This window comes from Pararhodobacter sp. CCB-MM2 (genome assembly GCF_001691415.1).
Taxonomy (GTDB): Bacteria; Pseudomonadota; Alphaproteobacteria; order Rhodobacterales; family Rhodobacteraceae; genus Pararhodobacter.
This window is the reverse complement of sequence record NZ_LRRR01000022.1, coordinates 36,186-56,370: the sequence shown is the minus strand read 5'-3', so window position 1 is coordinate 56,370 and position 20,185 is coordinate 36,186. Positions and strand designations below refer to the sequence as shown.

Genomic DNA, 20,185 nt, shown 5'->3' with positions numbered 1-20,185 from the left:
AGGAGGAGAAACCATGGGACTGTTCAAACCGCTACTTCTGGCCGCCGCCGGGCTTGCCACGGCCGTCACCGGCGCGCTGGCGCAGGGGATCGACGATCCGGCGCGCGCGCCCTTCTACGAAAGCCTCGCCGGGCGCCGCGTGGCCTATGTGCCCGTCGCCATGGGCTTCGACCTGACCGAGGGTTGGGCCGCCGGCCTGCGTTCGGCGCTGGAGCCCCTGGGCGTGGAATTCGAGATCCGCGATCCGAACTGGAGCACCGATGCCGGCGCGCAGGCGATCACCTCGCTGATCGACGAGCATCCGGACGTCATCGTCGTGCATAACCCCGATGTGCAATCCTATGCCCGCCTCCTGCGCCGGGCCGAGCAGGCCGGGATCTATGTCGTGCAGGTCAACATGCGCTCGAGCTATTCGACCGATGTCTTCGTCGGCGCGGATTACGTCGGCATGGGCGAGGCGATCGGCAACCGCATGGCCGAGCAATGCTCGCCCGCGAATGGCGGCTCGGGCAAGATCGCGATCACGCAGGGCGTGCTGACGGCGGCGGCTTCGGTCTACCAGATGCAGGGCATCCAGAACGTCCTCGATGCGCATCCCGAGATCCAGCTCGTGTCCAATCAGGCGGCCGATTGGGATTCGACCCGCGCCCGCGCCATCGCCGCGACGGTGATCCAGCAGCATCCCGACCTTTGCGGCATTGTCGGCTTCTGGGACGTCATGGACATCGGCACCGCCGCCGCGATCCGCGAGAGCGGGCAGGACGTCTTTCTGCTGACCCAAGGCGGCGGCAGCCGGATGGCCTGCGACAATATCGAGAACGGCAGTTTCTCGGAGGTGGTGGTCTACCACGTGCCGACGCAGGCCCGCGACATGGCGGTGATGATCGAGCATCTGCTGCAGAACGGACAAGCGCCGGGCACCACCCGCTCGACGCTGTTCACGCCGCTGCAGTTCCTCAACCGGGACACCATGACCGCCGCGTCCTGCTGGGACATGCCCAACTGAGCCGGGCCCAACTAATCACAGGCCAAGGACGGCGCGGGCAACCTCGCGCCGTCTGTACCCCCTGAGGATTTCCCATGACCTTCACCGACCGCCTGATCCGCGCGCGCTACCGGCTGATCCCCGATCACCTCTTGGGCGAGATCCTGTCCAAGCGCTGGGTCGACAACGCCCTGCCGATGCTGATCCTGATCCTCGTCGTCGCCGTCTTCGGCGCGCTGATCCCCGGCTTTTTCGGGCAAGCGAGTCTGACCAACCTTGCCCGCCAATGGGGCGAGTTCGGGCTCATCGTGCTGGCGCTGACCGTAGTCATGGCGGCGGGGGGGATCGACCTGAGCGTCGGCTCGATCTTCGCCTTGGGCAACATCGTCGCGCTGGCGCTGATCGGCTTGGTCGAATTGCCGGTCCCCGTGGTGATGCTGCTGACCGTCGCCTGCGGCGCGGCGGTGGGCCTCGTGAACGGGTTGCTCGTGGGCTACCTGCGGCTCAGGGCCTTTCTGACCACGCTGGTCACGCTGATCATCGTGCGCGCGGCGGTCGACATGCTGCTTCTGAAATACGCCGTCGCCATCGCCTCGGCCTTCCCGGATTCCGACCTGTGGTATTGGTTCGGCGAGGGGTCGTTCCTGAGCCTGCCCGTCAGCGTCGTGGTCGCGCTGGTGGTGGCCCTGATCGTCCATCTGACCCTGAGCCGCGCGCGGCTGGGTTGGCAGGTGCTGGCCGTGGGCGGCTCGCGGCGCTCGGCGCATAATGTCGGCATCCCGGTGCGCCGGGTGATCTGCCTGACCTATGTGACCTCCGGCGCGCTCGCCGCCCTGTCCGGCTTCCTCTTCGCCTCGCGCCTCGGCGCGGCGGGGGCGGACATCGGCATCGGGCTGGAAATCGCCGCGCTGACCGCGGCCGTGTTGGGGGGCAACAGCCTCGGCGGCGGGCGCGGATCGGCGGCGAAGGCGATCATCGGCTCGGTCATCGTGATGATCCTGATCAACAGCCTCGTCCGGCTGGGCGTCACCAGCGGCGGCAGCTCGCTCCTCTTGGGCGTCGTGCTGCTGGTCGCGGTCGCCGCCGACATGCGCTGGCTGAAGAACCGCCACAAGCTTCTGTCCAAGGTCTATGTCTCACCGACCTGGGCCGACCTGCCCGAGGCCCCGCCGACCACCGAAGCCTCGCCCTATGCGCTGAACGATCGGCTGCGGCCTGTCGAGGCGATCGGTCTGGGCGCCATCGACGGGCCCGAGGATGTGATCCTCGATGAGGACGACCATATCTATGTCGGCAACCGCACCGGCGATATCGTCCGCTTCCTCGCCCCCGATTACACCCGCCAAGAGGTCTTCGCCCATGTCGGCGGGCGGCCCCTCGGCATGGCTTTCGCCCCGGATGGCGCGCTGCTGGTGTGCATCGGCGGGATGGGGCTCTACCGTGTCGGCAAGGACCGGCAGATCGAGAAGCTGACGGACGAGACCAACCGCTCGTGGTTCTCGGTGATCGACGACAGCCGGCTCCGGCTCGCCGACGACCTCGATGTGGCCCCCGATGGGCGGGTCTATTTCTCCGAAGCGACGATCCGCTACGATATGCATGAATGGCCGGTCGATTGCCTTGAATCGCGCGGCAACGGGCGGATCATCTGCTACGATCCGAACACGAAATCCACCCGCACGGTGCTGAAGAACCTCGTCTTCCCGAACGGCATCTGCATGACCCATGACGGGCAGTCGTTCCTGTTTGCCGAGACCTGGGCCTGCCGCATCAGCCGCTATTATTTCGACGGTCCGAAGAAGGGTCAGGTCGAAGCGGTGATCCCCGATCTGCCGGGCTTTCCCGATAACATCAACCGCGCCTCGGACGGGACCTATTGGCTGGCCTTGGTCGGCATGCGCACGCCCGCTTTCGACCTCGCGCTCCGGATGCCGGGCTTCCGGCAGCGGATGGCGCAGCGCGTCGCACCCGACGAATGGATGTTCCCCAACATCAACACCGGCTGCGTGCTGCGCTTCGATGAGACGGGCAAGGTCTTGGAAACCTTCTGGGATCTGGGCGGCGAGAGCCATCCGATGGTGACCTCGATGCGCGAACACAAAGGGCATCTCTATATCGGCGGGATCTCGAACAACCGGGTCGGGAAACTGAAGCTGGACGGCGTCGATCCGGCATGGACGGGGCCGCAATCCTATTGGGGGCAGGCATGATTTCGGGATTGAAACGCCGGGTCGACACCTTCTTCGGACGCGGCGAGGCGGCGGTGACCGTGCCGCCCTTGGACGGCGCCTTGCGGGCGAATTCCGCGCTGGACGAGGCGCCCCTGCGCCTGCCCCTGGAGGGCGTGGACGCGCTGGCCGAGGTGGCGGGAGTGGTCCATGCCTCCGCCGGATCGGTGCTCTACGCGCTGGAGGGCGACGTCTGGGCCGAGCGTCAACGCTTCGACGCCCCCATCGCCGCGCTCAGCGCCTATCGCGACGGGCTGGCCGTGGCCTTGAACGACGGCAGCATCCACCTGCCGGACGGCTCGCGGCTGGAAACCGGGCTCCATGCGATCACCGCCATGGCCGTCGAGGGCGAGACGCTGATCCTCGCCAATGGCTCCGAGCACAACACCGATTGGCAGCGCGATCTCTTGCAACGCGGCGCGACGGGCTCGGTCTGGCGCTGCGACGGCGGGATGACGCGGATCGCTGCGGGTCTCGCCTGGCCCTCGGGTCTGGCCGTCGATGCGGGGGGCATCGTCGTGGCCGAGGGCTGGCGCCACCGACTGGTCCGGCTGGCGGGCGGGCAGGTCCTGCTGTCGGACCTGCCCGCCTATCCGGGCCGGCTGTCGAAGGCGCCCGGCGGCTGGTGGCTCTCGGCCTTCGCGCCGCGCAGTCAGCTGGTCGAGTTCGTCCTGCGCGAGCCGGGTTACCGCCAGCGCATGATGGCCGAAGTGCCGATGGAGTACTGGGTCGCGCCGAAGCTCCGCTCAGGCCACAGCTTCTATGAATCGCTGCAGGGCGGCGGGGTGAAGCAGCTGGGCAAGCTGAAGCCCTGGGCCCCGACGATGAGCGCCGGGTTCTGCATCCGGCTCGACGAGCAGTTCCAGCCGACCGGCAGCCTGCAAAGCCGCGCCGATGGGCAGACCCATGGCGTCACCGACGCGCTGGAAACGCAGGGCCGCCTGCATGTCGCGGCCAAAGGCGACGGCCTCGTCGCCGTGTTGCCGCAGGGAGAGGGCGCATGACCAGCCTCATCGAGCTTCGCAACGCCACCAAGGAATATCGCGGCGTGCCCGCGGTGAAGAACGTCACCTTCACGCTGGAAAAGGGCGAGGTCCATGCGCTTCTGGGCGAGAATGGCGCGGGCAAATCGACGCTGACCAAGATGATCTCGGGCGTGGTCGATCCGACCGCCGGCGAGCTTTTCATCGATGGCGAGCCCGCCGTCCTGACCACCCCCGCCGAGGCACTGAAACGCGGCATCGCGATGGTCTATCAGGAAACGAGCCTCGTCCCCTCGCTGACCGTCGCGCAGAATATCTACCTGTCCGACAACCGCCGCTTCCACCGATTGCGCGGGATCTACATCGCCGGGCAACAGTTCCTGCAGTCGCTCAACTTCCCCGTCGATCCGACCGCCATGGTCTCGGCCCTCGGCGCGGGGCAGAAGCAGATGGTCGAGATCGCCCGCGCGGTCCATCACGACGCCAAGGTCATCATCTTCGACGAACCCACCGCCACCCTGACGCCCGAGGAGAAGCACCAGTTCTTCGCCCTCGTCGAACGGCTGAAGGCGCGCGGCGTGTCGATCATCTTCATCTCCCACGCGCTGGAAGAGGCCCTCGCGATCTCGGACCGGATCACGGTGCTGCGGGACGGCGAGCATGTGATCACCGACGCCACCGCGAATTTCGACCGCGAGAGCATTGTCCGCGCGATGGTCGGCCGCACCCTGACCGACGAGCTTTACGGCGCGCATCGCGACCGGCAGACCCGCCCGGCGGGGCGCAAGGTCCTGAGCGTGCAGAACCTGTCGATGGGCAACATGGTCCGCAACACCTCGTTTTCGGTCTTCGCGGGGCAGATCACCGGCGTCTTCGGACTGATTGGCTCGGGCCGGACCGAGGCCGCAAAGGTCGTCTCGGGCGTGATGAAGCGCGACCTGTTCCATGGCGGGCAGGTGATGCTGGACGGCGCGCCCGTGCGCTACCGCGTGCCGCGCCCCGCCGTGCGCGACGGGATCCTTTACGTCACCGAGGACCGCAAGGCCGAGGGTTTCTTCGAAACCATGTCGATTGCCGAGAACATCCATCTGGGTGCCTTGGCGGGTGGCCAGACCAAAGGCAGTTCCGTCAGCATGGCCGAGATGCGCAACCTGGCCGAGCATTGGGTCAAGGCGCTGAACGTGCGCGCCATCAACGCCGATGCGCGGGTGATCGAGCTGTCGGGCGGGAACCAGCAGAAGGTCGTCATCGCCAAATCGCTGGTGCAGAAACCGAAGCTCGTGATCTTCGACGAACCCACCCGCGGCGTCGATGTCGGCGCCATCGCCGAGATCCACCAGATCATCAATTCCTTGGCCGATCAGGGCATCGCGGTCATGGTGATCTCATCCTATCTGCCCGAGATCCTGCATCTCTCGGACCGCATCCTCGTCTGTCGGCAGGGCCGCATCGTCGAGGAATTCGAGGGCCATCGCGCCGACGAGGAAACCATCATGTACGCGGCAGTTCACTGAATGACCGACCTGAAGACCACCGCCCCCGTGCGCCTCGTGCGCAGCATCGAGGACATCCGCGCCATCGAGGCCGCGCCCTATGACCAGCAGGTCACCGCGCGCAATCTCTACGACCTTTTCCGCGCCACCGCGCAGCATCACGGCGAGCAGAAGGCGCTGACCGTCCTGCGCTCGACCGATCCCGCCGATGTGGGCGTCTCGCTGACCCATACCGAGCTGCTGACCGAGGTCACCCGCGCCGCCAATCTGTTCCGCGCCTTGGGGCTGAAGCCCGGCAAGGGTGTCGCCGCTTTCCTTGCGCCGACGCTGCCCGAGTTTCCCGTCCTGCATCTGGGCGCACAGGTGGCGGGCGTGGCGAGCACGCTCAACTACCTGCTCAGCGCCGAGGCCATCATGGACCTGCTGAACGCCGAGGGCGCGACGCTGCTGGTGATCCCCGCCGCCCCTCTGGACCAGACCTGCTGGGACAAGGCGCAGGGCATCCTGCAGGCCGTCCCCTCGCTGACCCGCATCTTGGTGATCGGGGCGGAGGGCCCGCTGCCCGAAGGCTTCACCGCCCTCGCGCCGCTCCTTGCCGCGCAGGACGGCAACGCACTCACCTTCGAGCCGACGCAGGACCGCGACGCCGTCTGTGCGCTGTTCCACACCGGCGGCACCACCGGGCGGCCCAAGCTGGTGCCGCTCTCGCATGGCAACCAGATACACGCGGCGTTCGGCTTCGGGCAGGTCTTCGGCTATGACGCGACCGACACGGTGATCAACGGCTTCCCCTTCTTCCATGTCGGCGGGACGATGACCGTGGGCCTTTCGGTGCTGGCGGCGGGCGGGCATATGATCGTGCCCTCGCCCTATGCCCTGCGTCCGCCCGAAGTGGTGCGCAACTACTGGCGGCTGGTCGAGCATTTCCGCGCGACGGTGATCGGCGGCGTGCCGACCTCCATCGCCGCGCTAACCGCGCAATACCGCCCCGAGATCGACGTCTCCACGGTACGCATGGCCGGCACCGGCGGCGCAGTCTGCCCGGCAACAGTCAATGCGCGCTTCACCGAGGTGACCGGCATCCGCCTTTTCGAGACCTACGGCATGACCGAGACCTCGGCCGCCATCGCCTTCAACCCCGGTCGCGGTGATCCCCTCGCCGGCGCGGTCGGCTTCCGCGCGCCCTATTCCGAGACGCGGATTCTGCGGCTCTCGGACCACGCGCCCTGCGCGCCGGGCGAGGCCGGGCTGGTGCAAGTGCGCGGCCCTCAGGTCTTTCGCGGCTATATCGAGGCGGCGCATAACAAGGGCGTCATGGACAAGGACGGCTGGCTGACCACGGGCGATGTGGGCTACCTCGATCCTGAGGAACGGCTGATCCTGACCGGGCGCGAGAAGGACCTGATCGTCCGCTCAGGCCACAATATCGACCCCGCTGCCATCGAGGATGTGGCGAACCAGCACCCCGATGTGCAGATCTCCGCCGCTGTCGGCATGCCCGACCAATATGCGGGCGAGGTGCCTGCGCTCTTCGTCGTGCCCGCGCCGGGCAAGGTCATCGACCTGCCCGCGTTGGAGGCCTTCGTGAAGGCCGGGCTGCACGAACCCCCGGCGCGGCCCCGTGCGGTGCTGGTGATCGACACGCTGCCGGTGACGGCGGTCGGCAAGATCTTCAAACCGGCGCTGCGCGACCTCGCGATCCGCGAGAAGCTGCGGCAGGAGGTGGCAATGCATTGCGGCCCCCATGCCGTCGCCGACGCAAGGATCGGCACCGATGTGCAGGGCCGGGTGGAGGTGCAGGCCACCGTCTACGGCGCCGACCCCGCCCAGATCGCCGGACTGACCGAGGCGCTGGCACCCTTGCCGCAACGCTACAGCCTGACGGCAGGCGAGGAGGCCGTGATGCTGACCTTCGACGGCCCGGTGGCAACGTTGACGCTGAACCGTCCGGGCAGCCTGAACGCCGCATCGCGCAGCCTGATGCACGCGCTGGACGCCCGGCTGCGGCAATTGGCGGCGATGCCTGATCTGCGCGCGGTGATCCTGACCGGGGCAGGGCGGGCCTTCTGCGCCGGCGGCGATCTGCGCGAATTCGAAGACACCCTGCGCCACAGCCCCGAGGCGCTGATCGAGACTCTGGCCTACAACCAACGCGTCATCTCGATGGTCGAGGATCTGCCGGTCCCGGTGATCGGCGCCGCGAATGGCGTGGCCGTCGCAGGCGGGTTGGAACTGCTTTTGTGCTGCGACGTGGTGATCGCGTCCCAGACCGCACGCTTCGCCGATGGCCATGCGCAGTTCGCCATCGTTCCGGCCGGCGGGGCCTCGGTCCGGTTGGCGGAGCGGGTCGGTCCCACGCGCGCGGCGCAACTGTTCTACACCGCCGGGATGATCGACGCCCCGATTGCCGAGCGTTGGGGGCTGGTCACCGAAACCGTCCCGGCCGAGACGCTTCTGGACCGTGCCGTCGCGCTGGCCGCCGAGATGACCCGCAACAGCCCTGAGGTGCTCCGACAGATGAAGGCGCTGGCGACGGCGGGTCGCAGCCCGGACAGACAGGCACTGCTGGATGCCGAGATCACAGCCTTCCGCGCGCATCTGAAGGGGGATGATCTGGCCGAGGGGCTGGCTGCGTTCCGGGAAAAGCGCCGACCAGCCTATGCCCAGGCGCACGCCCGTTCGGACGCAGAATCCTCATGACGACGAAGGCTGCGGGGTTGGCCTTCCGCCTCGCAGCCGAAATACCGATAACCCGTGTTATGTAATTTAGTGATGTATTGCCAGCATCGCGCGTAAAGCCGGTCTGCACCCCGGCTTGACACGGCCCATATCGCTTGGCTACTGGGCGGCAACGGAGGACATCCGTCGGCTTCGCTCCATCGCCAGAGAAGACATTGGGAGCGCGGCTGGTCCTCTTGCGGTTCGCATACTCTGGCCATCACGAACGTCATGGTGGTCACCAATGCCGAAAACGCGCCTCTATCTTCTTCTGTTGATCCTCGGGACGGCGTTCTGGGGCGTCTCGTTCTCCTTCGTCAAGATCGGCGTGGAGGACGGATCGCCCTTCGTGTTCCTCGCCTATAAATTCGCGCTGGCGACGCTGGTGCTGGCCTTCCTCTTCCACCGACGCCTTCGCCGCATGGACCGCAGCGCCCTCATCGCCGGGCTGCTGATCGGCGTGCCGTTGCTGTTGGGGAATGTCTTCCAGACCATTGCCCTGCAACACACCAGCGTCACCAACACCGCCTTCATCACCGGCCTCGATGTCCTGCTGATCCCGGTGCTGAAATGGAGCCTGTTTCGCCAGTCTGTCCACCGCCGGGTCTGGATCGCCTGCGGATTGGCCTTGACGGGGCTCTACCTCATCGTTGCGAAGGACGGCCTGTCGCTGAACCAGGGTGACCTCTGGACGGTCGCCTGCGCGGTGTTCTTTGCCTCCTACGTCGTCGGCGCGGGCCGCTTTGCCCCGCTGCACGACCCGATCCAGACGGTGATCGTCGCCTTGGGCTTCTGCGCCGCGGGCTGCGCGGTCGCGGCGGGGTTCGACGACCGGGCGATCTGGTTCACGCCCGAGCCCGCGTTCTGGCGCGGCATCCTTTTCGCGGCGATCTTCGCGACGGCCTATATGTATGCCGTGCAGAACGTGGCGCAGCGTTACATACCCGAAGAGAAGATCGGCCTCACCTATCTTTGCGAACCGCTCTTCGCCACCTTGGCCGGGATGGTCCTGCTGGGCGAGGCGCTGACGATCAGAACCGCGCTCGGTGCGGGTTTCATCCTGATCGCCATGGCGGTGATCGATCTTACGCCGGAAACCCTGCGCCGGACCCTGCGTTTCGCCCGCCGGCAGCGCACGGGCCAAGAGCCCATGGTCTGACCCCCAGGGTGGCGCGCCGCTGAGCGCGTCAGCCCCTGACGCAGGTCGATTACCGGGGCGATGTTCAGATGCGGATAGCGGATAAGAACCGCGGCAGGCTCAGTCGTTGAACGTCAGGCTTGCTCGGCCGTTGACGCCGGTGTCGCGGCCTGCCCGGTCAATTGCATCGCCGTCTGCGCGAGGAGGTGCAGCAGGATCAGCGCCAGCGCGATCGGGATGGAGGCGGTGAACCAGATCATCGACACATCCATCATCTCGGCCGTGCGCGAGAGGCTGCGGCCCAGAAAGCCCCGCGCCATGTTCATGTTGGGGCCAAAGAGGCAGAACCACAGCACCGGCCCCAGAAACAGGACGACCCCCGCGGCGCGGATCAGGGCAAGTGCCCCGCCCAACCTGCCCCGCAGTGCCAAGGCGCCGGGGAAAAGGACGGGATCGGCCATCGCCTTGAACGAGGCCGAGGCGCCCAGCATGCCCGCCCAGACCATGGCGCGGCGGGCCAGTTCCTCGGTCCAGATCGGCGGTTGGGACAGGAGGTAACGCGCGATGACCTGCCAGCCGGCGGCATAGACCATCACCAGAACGGCGAGGATCGCCCCGGCCACCGCCACGGCATTGAGCCATGACGACAGCCGGTCCAGACCCCGGGCAAGCGAGTGGATCATCGCGCGCAGTCCTTCCCCAACGGAACCGTCAGCGACCGAGGGCGGCTTGCCATTGGGCAAGCTGATCGGCGGTCACGATGTCGTCGTAGGTCGCAGCCGAAGCCTCCTGGAAGGCGGCGCGAGCTTCGGGCGACATTTCGGTGATGGTCACGCCGGCTTCTTCCAGCTGCTCGTAGACGCCGGTCTGGCTGCCCAGCCACGCGCGGTTCGCCGCGTTGGCGGCATCGACAGCGGCGTCGACCGTGGCGCGGTCTTCCTCGGACAGGCCTTCGTACCAATCCTCGGACACGATGGCGATGCGCAGCGAGGGCGAGATCTCGGCCGGGGTGAAATGGGTGATGAAGTCGGTGTGGCCGAAGAGCAGCGGCACGAAGGCCGGGTTCAGGTAGCCATCGGCGACGCCCGTCTGCAGCGCGTTCGGCACCTCGGCCCAGCTGACGATGGTGCCGTTCGAGCCCCAGGCCTCGAACAGAGCGATCTGGCTTTCATCGAGCGCGCGCATGCGCAGGTCGGCCATGTCCTCCATCGAGGTGATGGCGTGGCGGGTGTTGAAGATGCCCGAAGCCGCACCCACGGTGTCGACGCCCAGAACCTGCACGCCCGAGCCGTCGAGACCCTCGTTGATCGCGGCCAGCATGCCGCCGTCGTAGAGCGCCTGATCAATCTCTTCCATGCCCGAGAAGAAATACGGCAGGCGCAGGCCGAAGATCAGCGTGTCGATCGAGGCGGTGATCGCCAAGGGCGCCATGCCGACTTCCAGCAGCCCTTGGCTCACTTGGTCGAAGACCTCGTCATCGCCCCCCAGCGCGCCGCGCTGGTATTCCTCGGCCTCCATGCCGTGCTCGTTCAGATAGGTCGAGAAGGCGTTGGCCCAGACATAGCTGCCCGAGCCTTCCAGATCGGCGGGGCTGTCGAGGGCGATTTTCACCTGCGCTCCGGCGGTGCCGGCGCAAAGGGCAAGGATGCTGGCGGTCAGAAGGGTTTTCGTCATGGTCGTACCTCCGTGGGATCTGTTGGTTTGTGTCAGTCGGTCAGTCTTGTTTTTATTGGTCATTCGCCCATCAACCCCATGGTTCGGGGCAGCCAGAGCGTGATTTCGGGAAGCCAGACGAGCACCGCGAGGACCGCGATCTCGACCAGCAGGAAGGGCAGGACGCTGCGCGCCAGCTGCCAATAGTTGATGCCGGTCACCGTGCTGACGACCAGAAGCGCACCCCCCAGAGGTGGCGAGATCAGGCCCAGCGTCAGGTTGAAACACAGCACGATGCCAAGGTGGATGGGATCGGCGCCCTGCTCGATGGCCACCGGGGCCAGCAAGGGCACCAGCAGCGCCAGTGCGACCGGCGTGTCCAGCACCATCCCGGACAGCAGGAAGATCACGTTGAGCAGGATCATGTATTCGACCGGCCCGAGGCCCAGCTGCGTGACCGTCTCGGCGATCATCTCGGGCAGGCGCTCCAGCGCGCCGAGGTATCCCAGCGCCGACACCGCCGCGATGATCATGAAGATCGAGCCCGACAGCATCGCCGTGCGCTTCAGCGCCTCGATCAATTGCGAGATCTGGATGCGTTCATAGGCCATGCCTGCGAAGGTAGCGGCGACGACGGCGACGGCGGCCGCTTCGGTCGGGGTCATCCAGCCCAGCACGATGCCACCGACGATGATGAAGGGGATGCACAGGGCCGGAAGCGCGCGGAACAGCGTCGGGAAGAAGGACGGGACTTCCTCGCGCGTCATGCGGGGGTGGTGGTCGCGCATCGCGTAGAAGGCATTGGCGACCATCAGCGCGCCGGCCAACAACAGGCCGGGGATGATGCCGGCGATGAACAGCGCGGTGACCGAGGTGCCCATCAGCGCGCCGTAGAAGATCATCACGATCGACGGCGGCACGATGGGTCCGATGATCGACGAGGCCGCCGTGATCGCCGCCGCGAAGGGCAGTTTGTAGCCCTGCTCGCGCATCGCGGGGACCAGCGTGTTCGACACCGCGGCACTATCCGCCACGGCCGAGCCCGAGATGCCCGCGAAGAACACCGAGGTCAGCACGTTCACATGTCCCAAGCCCCCCGGCAGCCGCCCGACGATGGCCATGGCCAGCCGGATCAGCACGCGGGTCACGCCGCCCCGGTTCATGATCTCACCCGCAAGGATGAAGAGCGGCATCGCCATCAGCGCGAAAACGTCGATCTTCGAGAAGATCTGTTGCGGCAGAATGGCAAGATAGCGTTCCTGCCCCGCGCCGTAGAAGGCCAGCACCGTGGCCCCACCGACGACATAGGCGATGGCCAGGCCCGACCCCAGCAGCAAGGCACCGACAAGGGGGGCGAGCCAGATCATGCGACGGTCCCCTTGCTTCGTGGCGCGTCGCAATGCGTCACAGCGCGATAAACAAGCGCAAGCGCCCGGAGGGCTCGTGCCGCATGAGGGTCGTGAATCCCTGAGGAAATGTGGTCAACCAAGCGCTGCATCTGGCCCTTCTCGTTTTCATGACGCTACCACGAATTTTCCGATAGGAAAGAGAACTTTTTCAGAAAGGAAAATTCTTCGCGCCTTTGCTCCTCGGCTCCCCCGGCCCGACAGGCCCCCTCGGCTTAGCCCATCGCGCCGCTGAGCCTGCTTGCCCCCATTCAATGCGCAGAATTCTTGATTTCTGCGCGGCCTCGTGATCCTTTGCCCGCATGATCGCGCCCTTGTCCCGCCACACCCGCCGCCCCGCGTGCAGCACAGCCCCTGTGGGTGATCGGCGATGACACCGGGGAAGGACGATTACGACGACCCGATTCTGCCGGAGGCCGAGAGCAGCACAGACGAGGCGGATCTGTGGTTCCTGCCGGGCCCGATCGAGGACGAGGATTTCACCCTCGCCCCCCTGCCCCGTGCCGACCGCCGCGCGTTGTTCGATCCTGAGGAATGGCTGGCCGCACAGAACGGATTGTCGGAGCCACTGTCACGGCTGTCACAGGCCTTTGGCGAGTTGGATTCGCGGCTTCGCGGGGCGCCGAAAGGATTGCGCCTGCGGCTGGCCCTGCAGGAAGCCGCGGATCAAAGCTGGTGGGCCGGGGCGCGGTTTCCGGCAGAGCGGCTGGGCTTGTGGCTGGCCCTGCGCGTCGGCTCGACCGCCGAGAACGAGGAGGCCCTGTCGCGCGGCGGCTGGGCCGTGCGTCGCCTGACCGAGGGCCCGCCGCCCTCCGCCGACATTCCCGCCTTCCTCGACCGTGACGAGGACCGGGGCGGCGGCGAGGCCTGGGATCTGACCGACCTGCTCCTCACCCTGCGCGGCCTGCATCCCGTCACGCAATCGGCGATCCTGTTCCATGCCTGGCGCCTGATCGGGCCGGAAACCGCGCGCGATCTGGAGGCCGCAGTGCTGGCCGCCCGCCACGGCGCGGCGATGAGCCGGCTGCCCGGACGGGGGGCTTCGTTCCTGCCCTTGGCCAGCGGCGGGCCGGGCGCGTTGCAGGGTCAGGGCGAGGTGCCGCGCAAGCTGGCAGCGTGGATCGCCGGGGCCGAGCAATCGGTGCTGTCGTGCCTGTTGCAACTGGACCGGCTGCGCGACTGGCGCGCACGGGCCGATGCGGCGACGGCGGATCTGTCAGGCCGGGTGCCAGCGCTGCTGCTCGATGTGATCGAGGGCTGGCCGCTGGTCCCTGCCCCGCTGGCCGAGGCCGAAACCGGGGCCTCGCGCGCGGCCGTTCAGCGCAACCTCGACCGTCTCGTCGCGCGCGAGCTGGTGACCGAGGTGACGGGACAAGGCCGGTTCCGGATCTGGCGCGCAGCCCTGTGAGCGTGATCCGGAACCCTCCTCTCCCAACAGATCACCAGACGCCGAACAGATAGCCCCGCTTCTTGTGCGTATCCGTCCGCGCCTCGACCGCCGCGTCGGGCAGGGTCACCCGCATGCGCCGATGGGTCAGCCAGTCGAACAGTGCCTCCTTCATCTGCGCCCGTTCCGCCGCATGATCGGGCGAGGTGCCGAGGTCGTGCTGTTCCTTCGGGTCATTCTCCAGATCGAAGAGCTGCGGCGCGAAGCCGTCGTAATGGACGTATTTCCAGCGCTGGCCGCAGACCATCCAGGCCTGCGCCTCGGACGGCGCCCGACCCAAGGTCTTGCGTGCGCCCCGGAAGGCATAGTCGCATTGCGAGATCGCGTAGTCGCGCCACTGCCCCCCCTCGCCCCGCAGACGCGGCATCAGGGAACGGCCTTCGAGGATATGTGTCGGCACCGTGCCCCCCGCCGCCTCGACGAAGGTCGGCAAGAGGTCGATCGCCTCAACCAGCGCGTCATCGACCTGTCCGCGGGTCGCATCGGCCTCGGGGCGCGGGTCGACGACAATGAGCGGCACCTTGGCGCTTTCCTCGTGAAAGAGCTCCTTCTCGCCCAGCCAATGGTCGCCCAGATAATCGCCGTGGTCCGAGGTGAAGACGATGAGCGTGTTGTCCCTCAGGCCCCGCGCGTCGAGGAACGCCATCAGCCGGGCGATCTGGTCGTCGATCTGCGCGATCAGGCCCATATAGGCCGGGATCACCCGCTGGCGGACCTCCTCACGCGAGAAGTTCACGCTTTCCTCGTGCTGCATGAAGGCGCCATGCACCGGATGCGGATCGGCGCGCTCGGCCGCACTCTGATTGACCGGGATCACATGCTCGGGGCCGTACATGTCGTGATAGGGCGCGGGCGCGATATAGGGCCAATGCGGCTTGATATAGCTCAGGTGCAAACACCACGGCTGATCGCCCGCGTCCTCGATGAAGGCCATCGCGCGGTCGGTCATGTAGGGCGTCTCGGAATCTTCCTCGGCGATGTCCGCGGGCAGATGGCTGTTACGCATATGCCAGCCGGACAGAACCTCGCCCCCCTCGCCCTTGGCCGCATTGGCATGGCTGTGCCAGGGATTGTCGCCGTCATAGCCCTTGGCCTTGAGCCATTGGTTATAGGCCAGCCCGACCGGGTTGCCCTCATCCGGCCAGAGGCCATCGTCTCGCTCGAAGGGCTCGAACCCGCATTCGGCGGCCAGCACGGCCTTGTCCGAACTCTGGTCGATGCCCAGCCGCTCCATCCCCGCACGGTCGGCGGTCATATGGGTCTTGCCGACCAAAGCCGTGCGCAGGCCCAAGGGGCGCAAGTGATCGCCCATCCCCATCTCGCCCACACGCAGGGGAATGCCGTTGTAGCTCGAGCCATGCGAGGCGACGTAGCGGCCGGTATAGGTGGACATGCGCGAGGGCCCGCAGACCGGCGATTGCACATAGGCGCGCGAGAAGCGCAGACCGCGTGCGGCCAGCGCATCGATGGCCGGGGTCTTCATGTGCGGATGGCCCGCGCAGGACAGGTAATCCGCGCGCAGCTGGTCGACCATGATGAAAAGGATGTTGCGAACGGCGCTCATGCGGGTCTCCGGCAATAGGATGGCCCGCCCCCGGGGATCGGGGACGGGCCGGGTTCTTGGGGCTTATTCGCCCGGATCGAGCTCGGCCGGGATCTCGATGCCGATCTCGCGGTAGTAGCGGGCGGCGCCGGGATGCAGCGGCAGGTTCAGGTCGGTCAGCGCGGCCTCGATGGTCACCTGACGCAGCCAGGGGGTCGAGGCGCGGGCGGCCTCGGCACCCTCCCAGAAGGCGCGGGTGATGCGGTAGACGGTATCCGCGTCCACATGCGCACCAGCGCCGACGCCGACGGTCGAACCCAGGGTCTGCACGGCCTCGGTATTCACCTGATTCTCGCCGTAAGCGCCGACCGGGATCTCACCCAGCAGGCCGCCCGGACGGTTCAGGATGCGCTGCACATCGGGCAGCTCCATCTGCTCGGGCGTCAGACCAAGGAAGCGGATCTCGCGGGTCAGCGCGATCTGCTGGATCACCGGCGAGGGTACGAGGGTCGAGTTCACATAGACATCGATCCGCCCGTCCTGGAAGGCCTGCGCGGCGGCGTCCCAACCCAGTTGCACCTGCTCGAAATCGGTGCCGGCTTCCAGCCCGGTGGCCGCTTGCACGACATTGCGCATGATCGCCGTCGCACCACCGCCCGGCGGGCCGAGGAAGACGGTCTTGCCGGCGAGGTCTTCCAGCTGGGTGATGCCGGAATCCGCATAGGTGGTGATGTGGTAGACGCCCAGCGGGAAGGCGAAGACCGCGCGCAGGTTCTCCGACAGCTCGGGCGCCTGCGGGACGTTGGCATACATCGCCGTGCCCTGGATCATGTTGGCATGGACCGAGGCCGACCACATGAAGAAATCAAGCTGGCCCGCGCCGGCTTCCAGCGCGTGCTGGGTCGCGGCGCCGGTGGCGTTGACCTGAATCTCCACGTCATCGAGCTGCTGGCCGACGATCTGCGCGAAGGTGCTCATCACCATGTACGGCGACGAGCCCGGGCCGAGTGTCGCCAGCCGCAAGTATTGCTGCGCGGCGGCGGGGATGGCGGCGCCGAGGACCATCGCGGCCCCCATGGCCGCACCGATGGCGGTCTTTCTCAAGAATGACATGCGTTCTCCTCCCTCAGGTTGGCAATGTCAGGGTTGTGTCACGTCCGGCGTCACCGCCGGGGCATCGTCACTGCGGCCCGCGCGCCAGTCCAGCCAGCACAGAGCCAAGGCGACCAGCGTGGCGGCGGCCTCGACGCTGATCTCGGGGACCAGCACCGCGAAGCCCAGCACCAGTCGCAGGGCGCGCGACCATGCCGGCAGCCGGGTGCCGCCATAGCCCGCAAAGCCCGTGGTCAGCATCCAGATCGCCAAGGCGAGGCGGATGCAAACCCAGACCAGCCCCGTCACGGTCACGTCGACGACCAGCGTCAGCGACGGGTTGTAGACCATGACGAAGGGGATCAGGAACCCGACCAGCGCCAGCCGCGTCGCCGCCGCACCGATAGCCACCGGGTTGGCCTTGGCGATGGGGGCTGCGGCAAAGGCGGCGATGGCGACGGGGGGCGTGATCGCGCTGAGGACGCCGAAATACACCACAAACAGATGGGCGATCAGGGTCGGCACGCCCATCTGCTCGATGGCCGGGCCCATGACGAGGACGACGATCAGATAGGCCGGGACCGTGGGCATGCCCATGCCCAGAACCAGCGAGCCCAGCATCATCAAGACCAACGAGAACAGCAGCGACTCGCCTGCCGCCGACTGGATCAGCCCGGCGAAACGCAGGCCGAGGCCGGTCATGTTCATCACCCCGATGACGATGCCGATGGAGCCCACCGCGACGAGGATCTGCGCCGAGGCGATGCCCGCCTGCTTCAGCCCCTCAAGGATCATCAGCGGTTTGCGCCGGACTTCAGGGTTCAGGATCAGCCCCAGCACGACGACAGCAATCACCGCGACGAAGCCCGCCATGGCCGGAGAGCGCCCGCTCATCATGATCGCCAGCATCAGCACCAAGGGCAGCACGAAGCAGAGCGACATGCGCCAATCCTGCGCCGTCAGCTTCGGCAGCGAGGCTTGCGGCACCCGTTTCACGCCACGGGCGACGGCCTCGACATGGACGGCGACGAAGAGCGCGCCGTAGTAGAAGATCGCGGGCAGCAGGGCGGCCAGACAGATCGTCAGATAGGGAATGCCGGTCACGTCCGACATGATGAAGGCCACGGCCCCCATGATCGGCGGCATGAACTGACCCCCGGCCGAAGCCGCAGCCTCGACGCCCCCTGCGAACGACGCCTTGAAGCCGCGCTCCTTGATCATCGGGATGGTCATCACGCCGGTACCGACCACGTTGCCCGAGACCGAGCCCGACATGGTCCCGAACACCCCGCTGGCCGCGATGGCTGCATGTGCGGGACCGCCCCGGAAGCGCCCGGTCGCCACCACGGCGAAGCGCAGCAGCACCGCGCCCGCGCCGATGGCCTCCAGCACCGCGCCGAAGACGATGAAAACAAGGATCAGCGTGACGACAACCGACAGGGGCCCGCCGAAAACGCCATCGAAGCTGTACCACACGGTCCGCACGATCTGATCGAGCGAATAGCCGCCATGCCGGAAGATCGACGGCAGGCTACGCCCGAAATAGGCATAGGCCAGCAGCAACAGACAGACTACGACCAGCGGCAGGCCAAAGCTGCGCCGGGTCAGTTCCAGCAGCGCGAACAGACCGATCACGCCGATCAGGATGTCGTCCGAGCTGAAGAAATACAGGCCTGTCTCCAGCGCCTGTCCGATCGACAGCCAGCGCCAGACCGAGACGGCCAAGGCCCCCACGACCACGAGGTCGAAGATCAGCGAGATCCATTTGCGGGTCAGAAGGTGGCGATCCAGCGCCACGGCCAGCAACACCGCGCCCCCCAGCGCGTATGTGCCCACGCGCAAGAGGCTCTCGTTGAAGCCGCCAAAGCCCGCAATCCAGATCCCGACCAATGCCAGAGCCACGCCCAGCAACGCCGCAAGAGACGCAAGGCCCCCTTGAACGGACAGAGTCGGCACCGATGGACGATCCATGTCTTCCTCCCTCGACAAGTTCGCAATCGTGCAGCCCAAAGGTGACAAACCCCCTGCCCCGCGGCTATGACAAATCGATAGCGTTTCACCAGGTGACATTTTTGGAGGGTCCGCATGAAGGTCATCACTGCCTTGCAGCGCGGGTTGCAGGTGCTGGAGATCCTGCGTGACCTCGAGCCGGCGACGCTGGAGGAGATCACCCGCGAAGCCGGCCTGCCCAAGCCCACCGTGCTGCGCATCCTGCGCACGCTGGCGGCGTCGCGCGTGGCCTATCAGGCGCTGTCAGACCGGCGTTGGCGCACCGGCGCGCAGATGCCGACCGCCCGCCCCGACAATGCCGATGCCCTGCTGGCCGAGCTGGCCGGCCCGGTGCTGGACCGCCTGTGCCGCGAAATCCTCTGGCCCTCGGACATCGGTGTGTTTCAGGACGGCGCGGTGCAGGTGCTGGAGACCTCGCGCCGCCGCTCGCCCTTCCTCGTGAACCGCAACGTGACCACGCATCGCATTCACATGCTGCCCTCGGCGATGGGGCGAGTGATCCTGGCCTGGTCCGAACCGGCGCGGCGGGCCGAGATACTCTCGATCATGGCCGCGCGCGGCGAGGGCGTGGACCGTGTCCCCCCCGGCCCCGATTTCGACGATTACCTGACCGAGATCCGCACCCGGGGCTATGCCACCCGACAGCGCGGCTATTATGTCATCCTCCCGCGTGAGGGGCGGATTTCGGCCATCGCGGTGCCGGTCCGCCTTGGCGGCGGGCGCATCGCTGCCGTCAACCTGTCATGGATGACCAGTGCCGCGACCGAGGCCGAGATCGCCGCCAGCGCCCTGCCCCTGCTGCGCGACGCGGCGCGGCAGATCGAGGGCGCGCTGGCCGAAGCGCAGGGCAGTGCCTAGGCCCGGATCGCCGCCAGACACATCGCCCTCAGCCGGGCAATTTCAGTCGCGGACAGCGTATCATCCCGCAACCGGCGCCATTTCAGCGTGTTGCGCAGCGCCCCGCCGATGAACCCCGCGACCTGACCGGGCTCGGCCACCGGCTGGCCGATCTCGTCGCCGTACTCGGCAATCAACCGCGCGACGTGATCGGCGCTGACCCGGAAGTAATCGCGCAATTCCGCCGGGGTGACCAAGGGCAGGCACGAGAGCAGCTCGAACAGCACCGCCCGGCCCGGATCTGCGCGGAAGAATCCGATATAGGCGTCGATATAGGCGATCAGCCGCGCCTCGGCCGTGGCGCCGGGCGTCACCGTGACCGCTGCGTCCAATTGCTCGGCCAGCTGGCCGTAAAGCGCGCGCATCAACGCCTCTTTCGACGCGAAGTGATTGTAGAGCGAGCCGATCGCCACCCCTGCCTCAGTCGCGATCTGCTGCATCGAGGCCTGCGGCCCGGCGCGCACCAGCAACTCGCCCGCCGCCTCGAGGATCCGTTCCCGCGTGTTTCTGGCCACACTCATCTCCGGCAAAAATAGAATGAACGTTCATTCTACTGTCATGAGCGGACGCTACGACGGCGCCAACAGGATGA

15 protein-coding genes are annotated in these 20,185 nt (G+C 67.0%); 8 read left to right on the top strand and 7 right to left on the bottom strand.

Annotated elements, in window-relative coordinates:
* Window positions 1-13 precede the first annotated feature (13 nt).
* The 6 genes from BCY78_RS17830 to BCY78_RS17805 all read left to right on the top strand — a co-directional run bounded on the left by BCY78_RS17830 (window position 14) and on the right by BCY78_RS17805 (window position 9,566).
* Complete coding sequence (locus BCY78_RS17830; protein WP_068304601.1) at window positions 14-1,006, top strand: sugar ABC transporter substrate-binding protein; 993 nt, start codon at window positions 14-16, stop codon at window positions 1,004-1,006.
* A 74-nt stretch (window positions 1,007-1,080) separates the two neighbouring features.
* A complete protein-coding gene (locus BCY78_RS17825) occupies window positions 1,081-3,195 on the top strand; it encodes an SMP-30/gluconolactonase/LRE family protein (RefSeq protein ID WP_068304600.1) in 2,115 nt (704 codons plus the stop codon).
* Window positions 3,192-4,217: a hypothetical protein gene (locus BCY78_RS17820; RefSeq protein WP_068304597.1), complete on the top strand. Its 1,026-nt coding sequence runs from the start codon at window positions 3,192-3,194 to the stop codon at window positions 4,215-4,217. Before BCY78_RS17825 ends, BCY78_RS17820 begins: the two co-directional genes overlap by 4 nt.
* The gene (locus tag BCY78_RS17815; protein ID WP_068304596.1) at window positions 4,214-5,710 is read left to right on the top strand and encodes a sugar ABC transporter ATP-binding protein; all 1,497 of its coding nucleotides are present in this window, start codon (window positions 4,214-4,216) and stop codon (window positions 5,708-5,710) included. The genes BCY78_RS17820 and BCY78_RS17815 overlap by 4 nt, the downstream gene beginning before the upstream one ends.
* Window positions 5,711-8,389, top strand: a complete 2,679-nt coding sequence (locus tag BCY78_RS17810; RefSeq protein WP_068304595.1) for an AMP-binding protein — start codon at window positions 5,711-5,713, stop codon at window positions 8,387-8,389.
* Between the two features lie 262 nt (window positions 8,390-8,651).
* A complete protein-coding gene (locus BCY78_RS17805; RefSeq protein ID WP_068304593.1) occupies window positions 8,652-9,566 on the top strand; it encodes a DMT family transporter in 915 nt (304 codons plus the stop codon).
* A gap of 113 nt (window positions 9,567-9,679) precedes the next feature.
* Here the strand turns inward: BCY78_RS17805 and BCY78_RS17800 are convergent, their stop codons facing one another.
* The 3 genes from BCY78_RS17800 to BCY78_RS17790 are packed head-to-tail and all read right to left on the bottom strand — an operon-like array spanning window position 9,680 to window position 12,565.
* Window positions 9,680-10,228 carry a TRAP transporter small permease gene (locus BCY78_RS17800; RefSeq protein ID WP_068304592.1) on the bottom strand — a complete coding sequence of 183 codons (549 nt, stop codon included), beginning with the start codon at window positions 10,226-10,228 and terminating at the stop codon, window positions 9,680-9,682.
* Window positions 10,229-10,256: 28 nt separating this feature from the next.
* Window positions 10,257-11,219, bottom strand: a complete 963-nt coding sequence (locus BCY78_RS17795) for a TRAP transporter substrate-binding protein (protein WP_068304591.1) — start codon at window positions 11,217-11,219, stop codon at window positions 10,257-10,259.
* 59 nt (window positions 11,220-11,278) lie between these two features.
* On the bottom strand, window positions 11,279-12,565 hold the full coding sequence (locus BCY78_RS17790; RefSeq protein WP_068304588.1) for a TRAP transporter large permease: 1,287 nt from the start codon (window positions 12,563-12,565) through the stop codon (window positions 11,279-11,281).
* Window positions 12,566-12,974: 409 nt separating this feature from the next.
* On the opposite strand from BCY78_RS17790, the gene BCY78_RS17785 reads away from it, so the two are divergent.
* Complete coding sequence (locus BCY78_RS17785) at window positions 12,975-14,012, top strand: hypothetical protein (protein ID WP_068304583.1); 1,038 nt, start codon at window positions 12,975-12,977, stop codon at window positions 14,010-14,012.
* A 31-nt stretch (window positions 14,013-14,043) separates the two neighbouring features.
* Here BCY78_RS17785 and BCY78_RS17780 read toward each other — a convergent pair whose 3' ends face one another.
* The 3 genes from BCY78_RS17780 to BCY78_RS17770 form a co-directional block, all read right to left on the bottom strand.
* Complete coding sequence (locus tag BCY78_RS17780) at window positions 14,044-15,615, bottom strand: alkaline phosphatase family protein (RefSeq protein ID WP_068304580.1); 1,572 nt, start codon at window positions 15,613-15,615, stop codon at window positions 14,044-14,046.
* A gap of 63 nt (window positions 15,616-15,678) precedes the next feature.
* Complete coding sequence (locus BCY78_RS17775; protein WP_068304579.1) at window positions 15,679-16,707, bottom strand: TAXI family TRAP transporter solute-binding subunit; 1,029 nt, start codon at window positions 16,705-16,707, stop codon at window positions 15,679-15,681.
* Between the two features lie 27 nt (window positions 16,708-16,734).
* Window positions 16,735-18,657: a TRAP transporter fused permease subunit gene (locus BCY78_RS17770; protein ID WP_083195127.1), complete on the bottom strand. Its 1,923-nt coding sequence runs from the start codon at window positions 18,655-18,657 to the stop codon at window positions 16,735-16,737.
* Window positions 18,658-18,771: 114 nt separating this feature from the next.
* Between BCY78_RS17770 and BCY78_RS17765 the strand changes: the two genes are divergently transcribed.
* Window positions 18,772-19,554, top strand: a complete 783-nt coding sequence (locus BCY78_RS17765) for a helix-turn-helix domain-containing protein (RefSeq protein WP_068304577.1) — start codon at window positions 18,772-18,774, stop codon at window positions 19,552-19,554.
* On the opposite strand, the gene BCY78_RS17760 is transcribed toward BCY78_RS17765, so the two are convergent.
* Window positions 19,551-20,108: a TetR/AcrR family transcriptional regulator gene (locus tag BCY78_RS17760; RefSeq protein ID WP_158515954.1), complete on the bottom strand. Its 558-nt coding sequence runs from the start codon at window positions 20,106-20,108 to the stop codon at window positions 19,551-19,553. The two genes, BCY78_RS17765 and BCY78_RS17760, sit on opposite strands and share 4 nt — an antisense overlap.
* Window positions 20,109-20,185 lie beyond the last annotated feature (77 nt).

Excerpts from the sequence above, each read along its gene's own strand:
- BCY78_RS17830 (WP_068304601.1), top strand. The coding sequence starts at position 14 with ATGGGACTGTTCAAACCGCTACTTCTGGCCGCCGCCGGGCTTGCCACG.
- BCY78_RS17825 (WP_068304600.1), top strand. The coding sequence starts at position 1,081 with ATGACCTTCACCGACCGCCTGATCCGCGCGCGCTACCGGCTGATCCCC.
- BCY78_RS17820 (WP_068304597.1), top strand. The coding sequence starts at position 3,192 with ATGATTTCGGGATTGAAACGCCGGGTCGACACCTTCTTCGGACGCGGC.
- BCY78_RS17815 (WP_068304596.1), top strand. The coding sequence starts at position 4,214 with ATGACCAGCCTCATCGAGCTTCGCAACGCCACCAAGGAATATCGCGGC.
- BCY78_RS17810 (WP_068304595.1), top strand. The coding sequence starts at position 5,711 with ATGACCGACCTGAAGACCACCGCCCCCGTGCGCCTCGTGCGCAGCATC.
- BCY78_RS17805 (WP_068304593.1), top strand. The coding sequence starts at position 8,652 with ATGCCGAAAACGCGCCTCTATCTTCTTCTGTTGATCCTCGGGACGGCG.
- BCY78_RS17800 (WP_068304592.1), bottom strand. The coding sequence starts at position 10,228 with ATGATCCACTCGCTTGCCCGGGGTCTGGACCGGCTGTCGTCATGGCTC.
- BCY78_RS17795 (WP_068304591.1), bottom strand. The coding sequence starts at position 11,219 with ATGACGAAAACCCTTCTGACCGCCAGCATCCTTGCCCTTTGCGCCGGC.
- BCY78_RS17790 (WP_068304588.1), bottom strand. The coding sequence starts at position 12,565 with ATGATCTGGCTCGCCCCCCTTGTCGGTGCCTTGCTGCTGGGGTCGGGC.
- BCY78_RS17785 (WP_068304583.1), top strand. The coding sequence starts at position 12,975 with ATGACACCGGGGAAGGACGATTACGACGACCCGATTCTGCCGGAGGCC.
- BCY78_RS17780 (WP_068304580.1), bottom strand. The coding sequence starts at position 15,615 with ATGAGCGCCGTTCGCAACATCCTTTTCATCATGGTCGACCAGCTGCGC.
- BCY78_RS17775 (WP_068304579.1), bottom strand. The coding sequence starts at position 16,707 with ATGTCATTCTTGAGAAAGACCGCCATCGGTGCGGCCATGGGGGCCGCG.
- BCY78_RS17770 (WP_083195127.1), bottom strand. The coding sequence starts at position 18,657 with ATGGATCGTCCATCGGTGCCGACTCTGTCCGTTCAAGGGGGCCTTGCG.
- BCY78_RS17765 (WP_068304577.1), top strand. The coding sequence starts at position 18,772 with ATGAAGGTCATCACTGCCTTGCAGCGCGGGTTGCAGGTGCTGGAGATC.